Raw genomic sequence first — 15,868 nt, 5'->3', positions numbered from 1 at the left:
CGGCGGTTCCTCATTGCGAGTGGCCATCCTGCCGGAACAGCACCTTCTCCAATGCCTTCATGACCTGGTCGGTGATGAGGCCAAGCACGCCCAGGAGCAGGATGTAGCCGATGATGGTGTTGGTCTGGAAATAGCGCTGCGATACGGTGATGCGATAGCCCAGACCGGATGTCGCCGCGACGAGTTCGGCCAGAACCAGCCATGTCCATGCCCAGCCGAGGCTGATGCGCAGCGTGTCCCAGATGCCCGGCAAGGCGCTGGGCACGACGATGCGCGTCAGGATCTTGCGGTCCGGCAGGCCGAGCGTGCGCCCGAGGCCGATGAAGTCGGCGGGGACCCGTTTCACATTGTCCATGATCATCAGCACCTGCTGGAAGAAGGTGCCGATGAAGATGATCAGGAATTTCTGGGTATCGCCGGTGCCGGCCCACAGGATGGAGAGCGGTACGAAAGCGACAACCGGCATATAGCGGATGAAATCCACCAGCGGCTCGATCGCAGCCTCCCAGGAGCGGAAACTGCCGATCAGCACGCCGATCGGGATGGACAGTGCCGAGGCGAGAAGAAAGCCGATGGAAATGCGGTACATGGAGGCCCGGAGGTCCAGCCACAAGGTGCCGTCGGCCGCGAGCTTGGCGATCTGGGTCGCGACGCTGCCCGGCGACGGCAGGAAGATGGGTTTTACCCATTCCAGCCCGGTCGCCGCCCACCAGGCGAGGCCGAGGCCGACAAAGACGGCCACCGCTATCGCCAGGAAACGTGACCGGGCGATCGGCACGCCGATCCCGGAGGATCGGCGACGCGTGGCCTTCTTCGTGACTGGCTTCGCTGCGGAACGGGCCAGATCGGTTTTCGCGGTGGGTTCTCCCGACATCTGCGTTACCACCGCGATCCGGCCTTCGTCATTCCGCCGCCTTGACGAAGGACGGGTCGATCATCTGCTCCGGCGTCACATCGGCCTGAAGCAGCTTGGCGTTCTTCGCCGCCGCTTCGACATCGGCGAATGTCTTGGTGGTAAAATCGCCGGTGAGCGCCGTCTTGTTTTCGGCCAGGGAATAGTAGCGCACGCCGTCAAAGGCGGTGTTGAGGTCCTTGACGTCGGAACCGACCGCCTTGGCGATGATGGCGCGACCGCCTGATGTATCGGCATTGTAGTCCTTGAGCGCGGCGTCCCAGCTCTTGATCATGGCCAGCACCTGGCCGGGCCGCGACTTGATCACTTCGTCGCGCACCACCAGCACGTCGCTGATCAGGCCGGGATCCTCGCCGGCGGTGAACAACAGCTTGACGTCCTTGTTCTGCGCCATGGCGACGGTGAGGTACGGCTCGTAGGTAACCGCGACCGGCACCTGGCCCGCGATCAAGGCGCCGCCGGCATCTGCGGCAGGCATGGGAACCGGCTGGATATCAGCGACCGACATGCCGTTCCTGGCGAGCGCGTATTTGAGCAGGATGTCGCTCGTCGTGCCTTCCTCGAAGGCGACTTGCTTGCCCTTGAGACCGGCGATGGAGGTGACGTCCTTGCCGGCGACGATGGCGTCTGCCGTCATGGAGACATCGAGCAGCAGCACGATCTTCACCGGCAGGCCGGCCGCAACCATGCCCATCGCCGTGTGGGTGGCGATGTTGGCGGCGTCAAGCTGGCCGCTGGCGAGTGCGGCGTTGATATCCTTGTCCTCGGCGAAATTGACGATCTGGACGTCCGACAGGCCGTTCGTCTTGAACAGGCCCTTGGCCTCGGCGACGTGCCACTGGCCATAGCCAAGCCAGGGCTCGATGCCGATCTTGAACGATCCGGCCTCGGGCGTCGTGGGAATGGCCGCATCGGCGGCATGGGCTGTCGGGGCGGCGGTGAGCCCGACGGCAACGGCCATCACCAACGCGCGAAATTGTCCTGCTAGGTTAAGCGTCATCTTTCGTTCCCCTTGGTGATCAGACCGCTTTTTTACCCAGGCATCCGGTCTGGTGAGACTGCGGGTTCTGCTCTTGCGGCACTGTGCCTCGGCGTCTTGCCCGCCACTTCGTGGTTGAAGTGCTGGCACATTTCAGCGTCAGCGGAAGCGGATGTCAAGGCTAAAATACATACATGCATATACAAGTTGAAGTGACTCAAATTTTGCGTTGATCCGGCGCGTCCCCTGCCTGACTACTCATGCTTTTCAGGATCGATCCGATCGAGAAAACCGGTCATCCGGTCGGTTCCGCCATCGGGCTCGCTGCCGACCATGACCGCGACCGAAAACCCGATGAGAGACGAGACCGGCGTGTGGCTGCGCGCGCCGGCCCGCAGGTTCATCACCAGGGTCGGCGACAGGAACAGCCCAGAGCGCAGCACCGTTCGCCAATCCGCCGGCAGCATGCCGCGACGCTTGAGTTCCAGCAGCAAGGGCCGCCACAGTTCCATCGCCTTCACCTCCAGAAGGTCGCGGCGGATCGGGCTCAAATCCCAGTCCGTGTCGACATACAGAAAGTCGCCATCCAGCCGCGCCCGCGCTTGAAAAGCCTGGGTCGCCATGGCCGGATCGTAGAGCCAGAAGGGATGGGCGAAGATGTTGTGGAACGTCGCCTTCACCTCGGCCAGCAGCGTCGGGATGTGCGAGCCGGCAAAGGCCGGATCGAAGAAGGACAGTTCCGCCCGTCCCGCCGTCTCCACGTACCAGACATTGGCATTGTGGGCGTCGCCATGCGCGACCACGCCGCCGGCATCGGCAAGCCGGTCCGGCCGCAGGCGCTCCGCGGCGGCGTCGAAGAGCTCGCCGATGCTGCTGATGTAGCGCTGCCCGTTGATGACGAATTTCAGCCGGGAAAACCGATCCCAATCCAGTTCCGCGCCGGGAAAGACAAACGACTTGCCGACGTAGAAATCGGCCAGGCGGCCACCTGGCGACAAACGCGTATCGGCGTCGATCAGCCGCTCATGAAACAGCCGGTGGATCGGCTCGGCCGACACCTGCGCGACGGTCACCGGATGCAGCGTTTCGAGATAGACATCGAGCAGCCTGGCGGACAGGTCACGCTCGGCAAGAACCGCCTCGCGCCGCCTGCCGGCATCGTCCTTGGTGTCCAGCGCGAACAGAACATCCGAAAATCGAGGATCCACGCGGCGGCTATAGACAAGGATCTGCTCGCCGGGCTGGGCGGACATATGCACGGGCTGGTCGACCGGCAAGCCGGCGCGCGACAGGATTTCGGCCCGGTAATACTCGCCGGCCATCGCCTCTTCCCCTTCTTCCTGATGGAATTTGAAGAAATACGGTTGGCCGTCACTGTCAAAGAAGCCATTCAGGGAGTTGAGGCTGTATTTGTCGACATTGATGCGGACGTTGCCGGGGTTCATCCCGAACAGGTCCCCCAGCAACGCAGTCAGCGCGCGTTGCGCTTCGGCGACATCATGCTGCGCGAGAGCCCGTATCCGGGCCGTGCGGCTCGGTGTCGCCGTCATCCCCAGACTCCGCAAGCCCGTGCGTCCACCAGCCGAAGCACTCTTATCGATACATGTATATACATTTGAACGAAGCCTCGGCTTGCATTGGTTCGTCGACGTCAGCTTGCCCTGGAAGGCGAGTAGCGGCTGCCTAGCGAGTAGCGGCTGCCGGCATAGGTCAGCTTGCTGATCGTGGCCACGACCGCCCCAGTCCATGTCCGGCGATGCAGGAGAAGGCAGCAACTGCCGACATCGATGCCCAGATGCTGCGCCGACTCCCTGTCGGCCGGGACGGCGGAGATGATATGCTCGACCTCGGTGACCGGGGTCTTCTGCATCAGATAGTCATAGGTCGCCGTCCTGGTGAAATCCTGCTTGTCATAGTCGGGGATCAGGCCCGGATTGACGAAGCGCTCTTCCAGTTGCACCGGCAGGTCGTTCTCGAAATTGACGACGACGGAGTGATAGATCGAGGTGCGCTTCGCAAACTCGAACGACAGCGCGAGTTCCTTCGTCGGCATGATGGTTTCGAGGACCAGGACTTCGGAGCGATGCCTGTTGCCGCGCTCGACGATCTCGGCGGCGATGTTGTTGATCTCGATCAGAGTCGATTGCGGCCGGGGTGGCGCGATGAATGTTCCGACGCCTTGCAGCCGGATCAGGAATCCCGCGGCGGTCAGTTCCCGCAAGGCCCGGTGAACCGTCATCCGTGACACACCCAGCGAAACCACCAGCTCGTTCTCGGACGGCAGCTTGCGGTCCTTGCCCCATTTGCCCGTTCCGATGTTGGTCAGGATGTAGTCCTTCACCTTCTCGTAAAGGGGGCTCGCCGTATCGGGCAAATCGATCATTTCAAAAATCCTTTCCGGCAGGTTGCCGCATGCGGATGATTGTTTTCAAGCCATCGCTCTTCCCGGCCAACAGCCGCTCATAGGCGGCTGGAATATCGTCCAGGCCTATCTCGCGGTCGACCAAGGCCAGAAGCGGCTCGCTGAGTTCACCCAGCATGCGGACAGCGTCGGGCAATTCGTCGGCGAAGGCGTGACATCCCAGCAATGCAATCTCGCGCTCGACCAGAAGATTGGGGTCGATGTCGAGCCGGCCATGAAATATCCCGACCATCGCCACCGCGCCACCGGGATCGAGAACGCCGAGCAACTGGTTGAACGCAGCGATGCTGCCCGTCGCCTCGACGGCCGCCAGCAGCGGGGCATTGGCGATGGCTGCGGCGATGGCATCGCGGTCGAGATCGACGATCGTGGCGCTCGTTACCCGCGCCACGCGGGCACAACGTGCCTGGTTGCGGTCGGCGACAAGCACGGTTCCGGCGAAGGTTCGGGAGAGCAGCAACGCGGCAAGACCACCGATCGGCCCACAGCCGACGACAAGCACCGAACCGACCGTTTTCGGCAGACGCCGCACCGCGTGCAGCGCGACCGCGAGGGGTTCGGCCATGGCGGCGACCCGTTCGTCAAGGCCGGCGTCGATGACATGCAGCAAACGTGCGGGCAACACCGCTTGTTCAGCAAAGCCGCCATCGCAGATTTCGCCAACGAAGCCCAGCGCAGCGCAGAGATGCCGTTTGCCGGCTCGGCATTGCGCGCAATCCCCGCACCAGAAACGGGAATCGGCGACCACTCTGTCGCCGACAGCGATTGTGTCGACGCCCTCGCCCAGCGCGATCACCGTACCGGTCAGCTCATGGCCAGCCGTCGAAGGCGAACGGCTTATCCACTGGCCGGTGCGGAAATTGTGCAGGTCCGAACCGCAGATTCCGGCGGCATCGATCCTGAGCTTTGCCCAGCCGGCATCCGGGATACCTGGTGCGGCGACATCCTCGACGCGCAGATCCCCCGGTCCATAAAGTCGCGCCGCCTTCATCGCGATGGTCCCCCTCAGCCGGCGAGATAGCGGTCGCGGATCTCCGAAACCGCGTTTTCATGCGAGCTGAAGCCTTCGTAGCGGGCGAGCCGGCGGGCATGCCGCGCCAGTTCCGGATAGGCGGCCGAGGTCACATAGCCAACCGACGAGCGCTTGACGAAATCCGTTACAGAGAGCGGCCCGTAGGTCCGCGCCCAGCGGCTGGTCGGCAGCACGGCATTCGGCCCGAGAACGAAATTGGCAAGTGTCACCGGCGTGTGCGGACCCATCAGGATTTCCGCCGCCTCGGTGATGTGGCCGAGATGCGCGAACGGCTCCTTCGAGAGGATCTCGAGATGTTCGGGCGCATAGTCGTTGATGAAGCGGTAAGACTCTTCCAGCGACCCGGTCAGCACGATGCCGCCGCGCTCTCCCGTCAGCACCGCGCGCGAGAATTCCACACGCTGTTCGGTCATACGCGACCAGTGTTCGGGAAGTGCCGCGAGCGCTGCTTCGGCAACCTTTCGGCTGTGGGTTACAAGATAGGCGGAGGAATCCGGCCCGTGCTCGGCCTCGATCAGCAGATCGAGCGCGGCGAGGCCGCCGTCGACGCTGTCGTCGGCAAAGATGATGGCTTCCGACGGTCCGGCCGGCAGACCCGTGTTGATGATCGAGGACAGAACGCTCTTGGCCGCCACCACCCAGGGGCTGCCCGGGCCGACGATCTTGAGTGCCGGCTTCACCGTTTCGGTGCCGTAGGCGACCGCGGCGACGGCCTGGGCGCCGCCGCATTTGTACACGGTCTCGACGCCGGCAAGGCGAGCGGCGACCAGTGTGGCCGCGTCCACGGAACCATCCGGGGTTGGTGGCGTCACGATGGCAATCTGCGGCACGCCGGCGATGACGGCTGGAACCGACGTCATCATCGTCACCGACGGAAAGGCGCCCTTGCCGCGCGGCACGTAAAGCGCGACGGAGGCGATCGGCGTGTACCTGTCGCCGGCATAGGCGCCCGGGCGGACCTCCTTGAGCCACATGGTTTCCGGCTTCTGCTCTTCATGAAAATGCCGGATGTTGTCGATGCCGAACCTGATGCTCTCGACGACATCCTTCTCGACCTTGTCGAATGCCGCGTCGAATTCCGCTTCCGACACCTTCAGTCCGCCTTCGGCCACATTGGCCTTGTCGAGATCCCTGGCGAAGCGGATCAAGGCGGCGTCACCCTCGTCCCTGACCGCCTGGATGATCGGGCGGACCTTTTCGACGAAGACCGACAGATCGCCCTCGGCGCGTTTCAGCAGCCCGGCCCGCCGAGTGGCATCGAGGGATGACAGATCGTGGAAGCTGATGTCGGACATGGATTTTTCCTTCAGTTCAGAGCGCAATGTGCCGACCGGTCACATCTGCGGAAGACGACATTCAATTCGAAACATCGACGATCTACGTCAGACCGAGGCAAGGAACCCGCCGTCCACCGGAATGGACTGGCCGGTTATGTAGGCGGCGGCATCGGAGGCAAGGAACACGGCGATGCCGTGCAGATCGCGCAGATCGCCGAAACGGTGCTGCGGAATCTTGGCGAGCATGGATTGCCGCCATGCCTCATTGCCGTAAAACACCTCCGTCATCGCCGTCCTGAAATAGCCTGGGGCAATGGCGTTGACCCTGATGCCAAGCTGCGCCCACTCCGCCGCGAGAGCCCGTGTCATGCCGAGCAGGCCCGACTTGGAAGAGCCATACGGCACCGCCGTTGGAATGCCGACTTCTGACGTCAGCGAACAGAGGTTGATGATGGCGCCGGGCCGGCCAGCATCCCGCATCTGCAGCGCCGCCGCCTGGGCACAGAAGAACGCCCCCTTGAGATTGGTGTCGACGATCCGGTCCCACAGCGCCTCGTCGACATCGAGCGATGGCCGGACCTCTTCCACCCCGGCATTGTTGACGAGAATGTCGAGGCCGCCAAGCAGACGGGCTGCCTCGGCAGCAGCCGCGCGGCACTGGCCGACGTCGGTCACGTCAAGAGCAATGGCGTGCGCAACCCCGCCGCCCGCGCGAATGCCCGCCGCCGTCTCATCAAGCGAGTCCAGGCTACGCGCCGTGACCGCGACGTCGGCGCCGGCAGCGCTCAGCGCCTCGGCGATGCTGCGGCCAATGCCGCGGCTGGCGCCGGTGACCAGCGCCTTCCTGCCAGAGAGGTCGAAAAGAGCAGCGTTGCGCATGTGATCCTCCTTGGCCGCTCCGGTTGCGTGGCACGGAGACTATCAGATCGACTTACATATACAAGCATATACAAACAGCCTCGAGTGCGATAGTGGTGACGTCGTCCGCCGCACGCGCCACCACATAGTTGGCTCTTTAATACGAGATGCCACGGGCAGCGATTGTTCGAGGTTTGTCTGGCGACAATAATCGGCCGGCGATGGAGGAGACCAGACATGTCCAACGCTTCAGACATGGTCCGCACCGAAGTCACGCGCCTGTCGCCTTACAATTCCGGGCTGACCATCGCCGAGGTCATGCTGCGATACGCCCCGGCCAGGATCGCCAAACTGGGCTCGAATGAAAACCCGATCGGCCCGAGCCCGACCCTGGCCAAGATGATCCAGGGCGGCTCCGAAATGTTCCGGCTCTATCCGGATCCGGCCGGGCGCGAACTGCGGCAGGCCATCGCCACCAGACATGCGGCGGGCGAGGACCAGGTCATCCTCGGCAACGGCTCGGAAGACCTCCTCTCCGTCATCAGCCGTGCCGTCCTGCGGCCCGGCGACGTCGTCGTCACGCTCTATCCATCGTTCCCGCTGCACGAGGACTATGCGACGCTGATGGGTGCAAGCGTCAACCGTGTAACCGTCAACGGCGATCTTAGCATCAATCTCGACGCGCTGATCGAGGCAGTGCGCGAACGGCCGCGCATGCTGCTGTTCTCGAATCCGATGAACCCGGCCGGCAGTTGGCTCTCCGGCGGCGATCTGTCGAGGCTCCTGGACGCTGTCAGCGACGAGACGCTGATCGTCGTGGATGAAGCCTATGCCGAATATGCCGAGGGAGACGACTATGTTTCGTCCCTGCCCTGTCTGAGCAAACGCGATCAACCCTGGATCGTGCTGCGGACATTTTCCAAGGCGTTCGGACTGGCAGGGCTGCGGATCGGCTTCGGCATTGTCGGCGACCCGCAATTGCGCGCGTTGCTCGACAGGGTGCGCACGCCTTTCAACGCCAATGGCGTCGCGCAGGCGGCGGCGCTTGCGGCGCTCGCCGATGAGGAGCACCTTGCCAAGGTCGTCGCGCTGGCCAGGACGGAGCGGGCACGCGTCGAGCGTTTCCTGGCGGGCAAGGGCCTCGAAGTCGCCCCGTCCCGAGGCAATTTCCTGTTCTTCGACTGCCGGCAAGATGCCTCCACCTTCGTCGAAGGCCTGCTGCGGAACGGCGTCATCGTCAAGCCATGGAAACAGGCAGGCTTCGACACTTATGTGCGCGTCAGCATCGGCTCGCCGTCGGAGAATGACCACTTCATGGCCGCCCTGTCGCAATTGTTGTGATTTCCCGACGCCACGCAGAATTGCCTGGCGCACCCGACACCAAAGTCTGGGTCTGCCACGCGCGCAAGATATCGGGCAATTGAAAGCCAGATATCTCAAGCCAGCCGCCTTGACGTAAGAGCCTCGTCCATGCCCGCAAGCAGCCCGCCCAGGAGCCTCTATCGCGATACGGCCGGCGGCACAGCCAATTACCCTGCCCTTTCCGGGGCGCACAGGGCAAGGGTCGCCATCGTCGGCGGTGGCTTCACAGGCCTTTCCACCGCCTTGCACCTGGCGGAAGCCGGCGACGACGTCTGCGTGCTCGAGGCCCATCAGCCGGGCTGGGGGGCGTCGGGCAGAAATGGCGGCCAGGTCAATCCCGGTCTCAAATACGATCCCGACACGATCGAGGCGATGTTCGGCCCCGATCTCGGGCAGCGGATGATCGACTTCTCCTACGGTGCGCCGGATTTCACCTTCGGCCTCATCAAGCGCCTGTCGATCGATTGCGAGGCCCGGCAAAACGGTACGATACGCGCGGCCATCCGGCCGAAGCCGGCAGCCGCGGTGCGGGCCACGGCAACGCAATGCAAGCGGCGGGGGATGCCGGTCGGCTTGCTCGACGCAAAGGCGATGGTGGCGCGAACCGGCACCGACAGATACATATCCGGCATGTTCGATGCCCGCGGCGGCGACCTTCATCCCTTGAAATACACGCTCGGCCTGGCTGCCGCCGCGCGGAAGGCCGGCGCGCGGATATTCGGCGGCAGCGAAGTCCTCTCGCTGAACAGGCAGGCCGGACGCTGGGTCCTCAAGACGGCAGACGGCTCTGTCAGCGCCGAGAAGGTCCTTGTCGCGACCAACGGCTATACCGGCGACCTGTGGCCGGGCCTGGAGCAGTCGCTCGTTCCGGTGTTCAGCGCCATCGCGGCGACCGAACCGCTGTCACCAACGGTCGCGGCCGCAATCCTCCCTCAAAGGCCCGTCGTTTACGAAGCCGGCAATATCACCGTCTATTACCGCGTCGATGCGCAAAACCGGCTTCTCATGGGCGGCCGGGGACCGATGAGACCCATCGGCGATGCTTCCGCCATCCGCTACCTTACCGACTATGCGCTACGGCTCTGGCCGGTGCTTGCTGGAACCGCGTGGACACATGGCTGGAACGGCCGGATCGCCATCACCAAGGATCATCTCCTGCACGTTCACGAGCCGGAGGACGGCATCCTGATTTGCCTTGGTTACAATGGCCGTGGCGTCGCCATGGCCTCTGCGATGGGCAATGCGCTGGCAAATCGCCTTCGCGACGACGCGACCACGCCCTTCCCGATGCCGTTATCGGGGCTGAAGCCAATCCGGTTCCATCGCTTCTGGCCGCTTGGCGTCAAGGCGGCGATCCTTTCGGGCCGGGTGAAGGACCGATTCGGCCTCTGACGAGAAGAGCCCGCCCGGCATCTCCTAGCGAACCTTCGGAAACGTGTCGCCGGCCGGCGCGTTGGCCCAGCTCTGCAAGGTCTGGCCGCCGTCGATCAGCCAGTCGACGCCGGTGACGTGCCTTGCCTCGTCCGAGGCGAGGAAAGCCACCGCCGCGGCGACATCGTCCGGTTGGCCGATGCGGCGCAACGGAATCCGGTCGGCGAAATGCTGGACGCTGCTCTTGAAATCGCCCTCCCCAGAAGCCGGCACGCCGAGCGTCGTCTCGATGACACCCGGACAGATGGCGTTGACCCGGATGCCGTAAGGCGCGGCATCGAGCGCCGCGACCCGCGTCAGTCCGACCACGCCATGTTTCGACGCGACATAGCCGGCGCCGCCTGACAGGACGTCCCAACCGGCCATCGACGATCCCATATTGACGATCGAGCCGCCGGTTCCGGCCTTGATCATGGCCTGGAGCGATGCCTGCAAGACGAGGAAGATACCGCGCAAATTGATGCGGATGACGGCGTCCCAATCCTCCACCGGCAGCTCGTGCACGGGAGCGACGACACCGGAAATCCCGGCATTGTTGAACACCACATCCAGCCCGCCGAAGGCCTCGACGGCCGTTTCGACGGCGCCGCGCACGCTGTTCTCGTCGGTGACGTCGGCCTCGATGGCGATGATTTTTTTGCCAAGCGAGCTGGCCAGTTGCCGCGCCGCCGCGCCGTTGCGGTCGACGATCGCGACCCGCGCGCCTTCGTCGAGAAAACGCCGGACCGCGGCGCTGCCAATGGCGCCGGCACCGCCGGTGACGAGGACTTTCTTCCGGTCGAACCGCTTCATCCCTGGGTCTCCGGCTTTGGATAGGAACGCCATGAGTGCCGCGGCTCGAAGCCGATCGTTTCGCGCGCATGGGCCGTATCGAGCACCGAACCGAAGCCTGCAATCGGCCGCGACAGCGGGACAGCTGGATAGACCCGGCGCACGAGCGGCTCGCTTTCCTCCTCCATGAAGGTGTCGGCGGCGCTGAGCAGGACGCGCAGATGGCCACTGCCTTGCCACTCGAGCGCCCGCAGAAAGCCTTGACCGGCATCGCGCGCGTCGAGATAGCTCCACAGGTCGCGGGCACTGTCGGCGGTGGCGCGGCGCGGACCGACGCCGGCGAAGAAGGACTGCGGGGTCTGGATCCACGGCATGCGGATGCTGACGGCTGAAAACGCGCCGCGGCGCACCGCGGCGTCGACGATCTCCTCACCCAGCCATTTCGACAGGCCGTAGGGATCCTGCGCACCGACCGGATGGTTCATATCGACCGGCAGATAAGGCGGAATGACCGTCTTCTCGAAGAAGGGATAGCCGAAGACGCTGAAGGACGAGGCATAGACGAGGCGCCTGGCGCCGGCCAGGGCAGCGGCCTCGACGACATTGTAGGCGGTCGCGATGTTGGTCTTGAACACCTCGCCGCCGGCCCGCCCGGTTGGGCGCGGGATCGCCGCCACATGCACCACGGCATCGCAATCGCGTACCAGCTGCAGGGTCGATCGCAGATCCGTCAGATCGGCGGTGGCGTGCCGCCATGCCGCGCCGGCGGGCGCCACCGCGTCGATGCCCAGCACATCGTGGCCGGCCGCAACCAGGGCCTCGGCCACATGGCGCCCAAGCAGACCGCTGGCCCCGGTGATGATTGTCTTCATATCACAGCCCTCGGCCGGCAAACTTGGCGATCTGAATATCATTGATGGTCATACAAATCGAGCACATGATTGCCACCTCTTGTCAAGGCCATGTCGCGCCGGACAAATAGCGCATACGCTGGTGCGACCAACGTGCGCAAGGCTGGCGGTCACCGCTTTGCGTCGAACGGGATTGACTTGGCATTCGCCAGGGTTTTTTGTATGAGCATCAACGATCGACCCAAGGAGACCGCCATGGCCGTGGACGTCTTTTCCTCGCACCGGCACGACGACGCGATGCGCCTCGATCGGCACCGTGCGGCGATCGTGGTCATCGATATGGTCAATGAATTCTGCAAGCCCGGCGGGGCCATGGTCCTGCCTGGCTATGAGACGCTGGTCCCACCGCAACTGGCTGTCATCGAGGCTGCGCGCGCCGCCGGCGTCCCGGTGATCTGGGTTCACGACGCGCACCGGCCGGGCATGCGCCGCGAGCGCGAATGGGTGAAGCGCACGCCGCATTGCGTGGAAGGAAGCTGGGGACCTGAAATCATCGAGGACCTGGGTGCCCGCGACGATGAGATCCACGTGATCAAGCGCCGCTACTCGGCCTTCTTTCAGACCGACCTCGACCTGACGCTCAAGGACATGCAGGTCGACCAGCTGGTCATATTCGGCGTGGTCACCAATATCTGCGTGCGCTCGACCGTCCACGACGCTTTTTTCCAGGGCTATGAAGTGGTGGTGCCAAGCGATTGCTGCGCGGCGACGGGACCGCGCGAGCAGGAAAGCTCGCTCTACGATATAGCGACTCATTTCGGCGTGGTCAGCGGTTCGGCTGATGTCGTCGCGGCTCTTCGCGACGGAGCCTCACTGCAACCGGCTGAAGTTGCGGCTTGAGCCCTGGAGTGAGCAACATCCAAGACAGGCAACAGGAGTCCGGTTTGACGACCGAAAAGAAATCCGAGAAAGACGCGACACCGAAGCGGCAGCGCGGCAAGGCGCCGCCGCTGAGCCGCGAGCAGGTGCTGCAGCAATACGCGCAGACCGGATACGCGTTGGACCTCCATCCGGCTCACGTCATCCGCAAGGCGCATCAGCGCGCGACGCTGCGGTTCCAGCAGGTGATGGCGGGTGAAGACCTTTCGCCGACCCAGTTCGCCGCGCTTGCCACGATCCTCAAGCATGGCGAGGTCTCGCAGAACCACCTCGGCCGGCTGACGGCGATGGACCCGTCGACCATCAGCATCGTGATGCGCAAGCTGCTCAAGCACGGACTGATCACGCGCAGCGCCTCCGACACCGACCAGCGCCTGTCGATGATCGCTCTGACCGAGAAGGGGACCGAGTATACGCTCGAACGGCTTGAACGCAGCGTCGAAGTCGGGCGCCGCTTCCTGTCGCCGCTTTCACCCGCCGAGCAGGCGACGTTGCTCCGCCTGCTCACGCGCATCAACGACGACGATCCATCGAATGGCGACAGCGGCAAATAGGCCGCGTCGGGACGTTCCATACCAGCAGAAGTGAGAACCGATGTCGTCCGACCCCAAGTCGTCTGCCAACACGCTCGTCGTCCGCAATATCGGCCTGATGCTGAGCGGTGACCTCGGCCGACCGATCCTCGAGGCCGACACCATTGTCGTTGCCGACGGGCGCATTTCCGCCATCGGCAAGGCAAGCGAGGTCGACGGCGGCAACGCCGCGACGATCATCGACGCGATGGGCTGCGCCGTGGCGCCGGGGCTCATCGACAACCATGTCCATCCGGTCGCGGGCGATTGGACGCCGCGGCAGAACCAGATCGGCTGGATGGATTCGACCGTGCATGGCGGCGTCACCACGATCATTTCGGCGGGAGAGGTCCACACACCGGGCCGCCCGCGCGACCTGGTCGGGCTGAAGGCGCTGGCGATCGCGGCGCAGAGGACCTTCTCCAACTTCCGCCCCAACGGCATGAAGATCCTGGCCGGCGCTCCCATACTGGAACCAGGCCTAGTCGAGGAGGATTTCCGCGCCCTCGCCGAGGCCGGCGTGACGCTTGTCGGCGAGGTCGGGCTCGGCGGCGTCAAGGACGGTCCGACCGGCCGCCAGATGATCGGCTGGGCGCGCAAATACGGCATGACCTCGATGACCCATACGGGCGGCCCATCCCTGCCCGGCTCCGGCCGCATCGGCGCCGATGTCGTGCTGGAGGTCGATGCCGACATCGTGGCTCACGTCAATGGCGGACCGACGGCACTGCCGGGAGTCGAGATCCGGCAGATCTGCGAGAACGGCTCGCGCGCGCTGGAAATCGTCCACAACGGCAATCTGCGCACCGGGCTGTTCGTGCTCGAGCTGGCAAGACAGCGCGGCGAACTTTCGCGCGTCATCCTCGGTACCGACAGCCCGGCCGGATCGGGCGTGCAGCCGCTCGGCATCCTGAGGACGCTGACGATGCTGGCTTCGCTGGGCGGTATCGCCCCTGAAGTGGCGTTCTGCCTTGCCAGCGGCAACACGGCGCGCGTGCGCGGACTGGCTGACCGCGGCATCATCGAGGTCGGCCGCGCCGCCGATCTCATCTTCATCGACCAGGCGATCGGCGGCGCCGGTGACGGACTGCTCGACAGCGTGGCGCTCGGCAATTTGCCTGGTATCGGCATGGTGATCATCGACGGCGAGGTGCGCACCAACCGCAGCCGCAATACTCCGCCGGCGATGCGGGTGCCGGAAGTCAGGGCGGCGTAGCGGCAGCCACCTGCGAACGCATCAACTTACGCCGTCCTTGCCGACGATCTTGTCCGTGGTCAGCCCGCCGACACGCGGATGCGGCCTGCCGGAATCGGTGACGGCGATGGCGACGACGATCTCGTCGGCACGCGGTGCGTCGGGAACGCGAACCTCCATGCCGTCGAAATGGCTGCGCACCCGCGCCGCGTCCTTGTGGCCGAGCGGAATGTCGAGCGGCACGCCAAGGCCACCGCGCTTCTTCGATGAGGGGATGAGCGCGGCCCCCTTGCCGAGCACATCGCGGAACGGGGCGCCGAGCGTTGGATGAAGGATGGCGGCGGCATGTTCAAGCTCGCCATCGGCGCCGACGGCGGCGGCCTTGCCGAAGCTCTCGACCTGGTCACCGCCAATGCCGAGGGCCGCGACGGCCCGCCTGGGCAAGATGTCGCCCAACGCCTCACCAACGACACTCAGCGCCGACAGATCCTCGACAAAAGTGCCGGCATAGGGATTGCGGATCACCGCGATCACCGCGGCGCGACGCGTTGGCGGATCGACGGGGCGGCCGCCTTCGATCAGGGTTTCCTCGACGATGGTAATGACGCGGCGGATTTCAGGGCTCATCGCAAGCCGTCCTCGCCCTTGATATCGGCTGCCGCCAGGCCGCCGACCCGAGCGTGAACGCGCGCCCCGGTGGTCATCGCCAGGATGACAGCCATCTCGTCGCTGCGCGGCGCATCGCCGACGCCGATCTCGATGGCGTCGAAATGGCTGCGCACATAGGAGGCGTTTATGTGCGTTATCGGAATGTCGATGCGCGTTCCCGGGCCACCGACCTTCTTGGTCGACGGCACGATAGCCTTGGCGTTGCCGAGAAGTTCGCGCATCGCGTAGCCGCCCGGATTGTGCCAGAGCGCACCGTGTTCGAGCTCTCCGGCGGCGCCGACGACGGCGCCCTTGCCATAGCCTTCGATGGCTGAAACCCCCTCGCCCATGGCGTCGATCAGGCGCCGGGCCATGTCGAGGCCGAGCGGCTTCAGGTCCTCCATGAATCCGGTGATCTCTTCCACGTAGCGTCCGGCAAATGGGTTGGCGATGACCGCCACGATCGCGCCGCGCTTGGGCGGGCGGGCCGCGAGGGGGCCGCCCTCATGGAAGATCTCTTCGACCTGAACCAGAAATTTCCTGACCACAACAGCCGGCATGGCGCGTTTCCTTCGTCCCGTCGTTCTGATGAAACTCGTTAGAGTACCAACAATTAT

Annotated in this window: 16 protein-coding genes; 5 read left to right on the top strand and 11 right to left on the bottom strand. The window is 64.5% G+C overall.

Annotated features, from left to right (window positions below):
- Nucleotides 1-10: 10 nt before the first annotated feature.
- From EN824_RS16520 to EN824_RS16490, 7 genes are all read right to left on the bottom strand, one after another.
- Nucleotides 11-874 carry an ABC transporter permease gene (locus EN824_RS16520; protein WP_127276161.1) on the bottom strand — a complete coding sequence of 288 codons (864 nt, stop codon included), beginning with the start codon at nucleotides 872-874 and terminating at the stop codon, nucleotides 11-13.
- 28 nt (nucleotides 875-902) lie between these two features.
- Nucleotides 903-1,913: an ABC transporter substrate-binding protein gene (locus EN824_RS16515; RefSeq protein ID WP_127870493.1), complete on the bottom strand. Its 1,011-nt coding sequence runs from the start codon at nucleotides 1,911-1,913 to the stop codon at nucleotides 903-905.
- A 233-nt stretch (nucleotides 1,914-2,146) separates the two neighbouring features.
- Nucleotides 2,147-3,442 carry a hypothetical protein gene (locus tag EN824_RS16510; protein WP_189522186.1) on the bottom strand — a complete coding sequence of 432 codons (1,296 nt, stop codon included), beginning with the start codon at nucleotides 3,440-3,442 and terminating at the stop codon, nucleotides 2,147-2,149.
- 101 nt (nucleotides 3,443-3,543) lie between these two features.
- The gene (gene hutC, locus EN824_RS16505) at nucleotides 3,544-4,275 is read right to left on the bottom strand and encodes a histidine utilization repressor (protein WP_135916074.1); all 732 of its coding nucleotides are present in this window, start codon (nucleotides 4,273-4,275) and stop codon (nucleotides 3,544-3,546) included.
- Between the two features lies 1 nt (nucleotide 4,276).
- On the bottom strand, nucleotides 4,277-5,305 hold the full coding sequence (locus EN824_RS16500) for a zinc-binding dehydrogenase (RefSeq protein ID WP_135932525.1): 1,029 nt from the start codon (nucleotides 5,303-5,305) through the stop codon (nucleotides 4,277-4,279).
- 14 nt (nucleotides 5,306-5,319) lie between these two features.
- Entirely contained in the window at nucleotides 5,320-6,642 is a 1,323-nt protein-coding gene (hisD, locus tag EN824_RS16495) for a histidinol dehydrogenase (RefSeq protein WP_127276151.1), read from the bottom strand.
- 87 nt (nucleotides 6,643-6,729) lie between these two features.
- Nucleotides 6,730-7,503, bottom strand: coding sequence for a glucose 1-dehydrogenase (locus EN824_RS16490; protein ID WP_135932524.1), 774 nt, complete (start codon nucleotides 7,501-7,503; stop codon nucleotides 6,730-6,732).
- Nucleotides 7,504-7,719: 216 nt separating this feature from the next.
- Here EN824_RS16490 and EN824_RS16485 point away from each other — a divergent pair, with 216 nt between their 5' ends.
- Complete coding sequence (locus tag EN824_RS16485) at nucleotides 7,720-8,823, top strand: histidinol-phosphate transaminase (RefSeq protein WP_127276147.1); 1,104 nt, start codon at nucleotides 7,720-7,722, stop codon at nucleotides 8,821-8,823.
- 129 nt (nucleotides 8,824-8,952) lie between these two features.
- Nucleotides 8,953-10,236: an FAD-binding oxidoreductase gene (locus EN824_RS16480; protein WP_135929671.1), complete on the top strand. Its 1,284-nt coding sequence runs from the start codon at nucleotides 8,953-8,955 to the stop codon at nucleotides 10,234-10,236.
- 24 nt (nucleotides 10,237-10,260) lie between these two features.
- On the opposite strand, the gene EN824_RS16475 is transcribed toward EN824_RS16480, so the two are convergent.
- Nucleotides 10,261-11,067 carry an SDR family NAD(P)-dependent oxidoreductase gene (locus EN824_RS16475; RefSeq protein ID WP_127870485.1) on the bottom strand — a complete coding sequence of 269 codons (807 nt, stop codon included), beginning with the start codon at nucleotides 11,065-11,067 and terminating at the stop codon, nucleotides 10,261-10,263.
- Nucleotides 11,064-11,918 (bottom strand): NAD(P)-dependent oxidoreductase, encoded by an 855-nt coding sequence (locus EN824_RS16470; protein WP_135932523.1) that lies wholly within the window; start codon nucleotides 11,916-11,918, stop codon nucleotides 11,064-11,066. Before EN824_RS16470 ends, EN824_RS16475 begins: the two co-directional genes overlap by 4 nt.
- A gap of 234 nt (nucleotides 11,919-12,152) precedes the next feature.
- Here EN824_RS16470 and EN824_RS16465 point away from each other — a divergent pair, with 234 nt between their 5' ends.
- From EN824_RS16465 to EN824_RS16455, 3 genes are read left to right on the top strand one after another with little or no spacing between them, the layout of a single operon-like run.
- Complete coding sequence (locus EN824_RS16465; RefSeq protein ID WP_127276138.1) at nucleotides 12,153-12,797, top strand: isochorismatase family cysteine hydrolase; 645 nt, start codon at nucleotides 12,153-12,155, stop codon at nucleotides 12,795-12,797.
- Between the two features lie 44 nt (nucleotides 12,798-12,841).
- Nucleotides 12,842-13,390 carry a MarR family winged helix-turn-helix transcriptional regulator gene (locus tag EN824_RS16460; protein WP_127276136.1) on the top strand — a complete coding sequence of 183 codons (549 nt, stop codon included), beginning with the start codon at nucleotides 12,842-12,844 and terminating at the stop codon, nucleotides 13,388-13,390.
- A 40-nt stretch (nucleotides 13,391-13,430) separates the two neighbouring features.
- On the top strand, nucleotides 13,431-14,624 hold the full coding sequence (locus EN824_RS16455) for an amidohydrolase family protein (RefSeq protein WP_135932522.1): 1,194 nt from the start codon (nucleotides 13,431-13,433) through the stop codon (nucleotides 14,622-14,624).
- Nucleotides 14,625-14,645: 21 nt separating this feature from the next.
- Here EN824_RS16455 and EN824_RS16450 read toward each other — a convergent pair whose 3' ends face one another.
- Together EN824_RS16450 and EN824_RS16445 are read right to left on the bottom strand one after the other, a co-directional pair.
- Nucleotides 14,646-15,230: an amino acid synthesis family protein gene (locus tag EN824_RS16450; protein ID WP_127870482.1), complete on the bottom strand. Its 585-nt coding sequence runs from the start codon at nucleotides 15,228-15,230 to the stop codon at nucleotides 14,646-14,648.
- Nucleotides 15,227-15,811 carry an amino acid synthesis family protein gene (locus tag EN824_RS16445; RefSeq protein WP_127870481.1) on the bottom strand — a complete coding sequence of 195 codons (585 nt, stop codon included), beginning with the start codon at nucleotides 15,809-15,811 and terminating at the stop codon, nucleotides 15,227-15,229. The genes EN824_RS16450 and EN824_RS16445 overlap by 4 nt, the downstream gene beginning before the upstream one ends.
- Between the last annotated feature and the right edge of the window lie 57 nt (nucleotides 15,812-15,868).

It is taken from the genome of Mesorhizobium sp. M8A.F.Ca.ET.181.01.1.1, assembly GCF_004792025.1.
Classification (GTDB): domain Bacteria; phylum Pseudomonadota; class Alphaproteobacteria; order Rhizobiales; family Rhizobiaceae; genus Mesorhizobium.
Note: the sequence above shows the minus strand (reverse complement) of the source record. Positions and strands in the feature narration are given on the sequence as shown.

Coding starts and splice junctions, on each gene's coding strand:
- EN824_RS16475 (WP_127870485.1), bottom strand. CDS start 11,067: ATGAAGCGGTTCGACCGGAAGAAAGTCCTCGTCACCGGCGGTGCCGGC.
- EN824_RS16465 (WP_127276138.1), top strand. CDS start 12,153: ATGGCCGTGGACGTCTTTTCCTCGCACCGGCACGACGACGCGATGCGC.
- EN824_RS16445 (WP_127870481.1), bottom strand. CDS start 15,811: ATGCCGGCTGTTGTGGTCAGGAAATTTCTGGTTCAGGTCGAAGAGATC.
- EN824_RS16500 (WP_135932525.1), bottom strand. CDS start 5,305: ATGAAGGCGGCGCGACTTTATGGACCGGGGGATCTGCGCGTCGAGGAT.
- EN824_RS16490 (WP_135932524.1), bottom strand. CDS start 7,503: ATGCGCAACGCTGCTCTTTTCGACCTCTCTGGCAGGAAGGCGCTGGTC.
- hutC (WP_135916074.1), bottom strand. CDS start 4,275: ATGATCGATTTGCCCGATACGGCGAGCCCCCTTTACGAGAAGGTGAAG.
- EN824_RS16480 (WP_135929671.1), top strand. CDS start 8,953: ATGCCCGCAAGCAGCCCGCCCAGGAGCCTCTATCGCGATACGGCCGGC.
- EN824_RS16485 (WP_127276147.1), top strand. CDS start 7,720: ATGTCCAACGCTTCAGACATGGTCCGCACCGAAGTCACGCGCCTGTCG.
- EN824_RS16515 (WP_127870493.1), bottom strand. CDS start 1,913: ATGACGCTTAACCTAGCAGGACAATTTCGCGCGTTGGTGATGGCCGTT.
- EN824_RS16520 (WP_127276161.1), bottom strand. CDS start 874: ATGTCGGGAGAACCCACCGCGAAAACCGATCTGGCCCGTTCCGCAGCG.
- EN824_RS16510 (WP_189522186.1), bottom strand. CDS start 3,442: ATGACGGCGACACCGAGCCGCACGGCCCGGATACGGGCTCTCGCGCAG.
- EN824_RS16450 (WP_127870482.1), bottom strand. CDS start 15,230: ATGAGCCCTGAAATCCGCCGCGTCATTACCATCGTCGAGGAAACCCTG.
- hisD (WP_127276151.1), bottom strand. CDS start 6,642: ATGTCCGACATCAGCTTCCACGATCTGTCATCCCTCGATGCCACTCGG.
- EN824_RS16470 (WP_135932523.1), bottom strand. CDS start 11,918: ATGAAGACAATCATCACCGGGGCCAGCGGTCTGCTTGGGCGCCATGTG.
- EN824_RS16455 (WP_135932522.1), top strand. CDS start 13,431: ATGTCGTCCGACCCCAAGTCGTCTGCCAACACGCTCGTCGTCCGCAAT.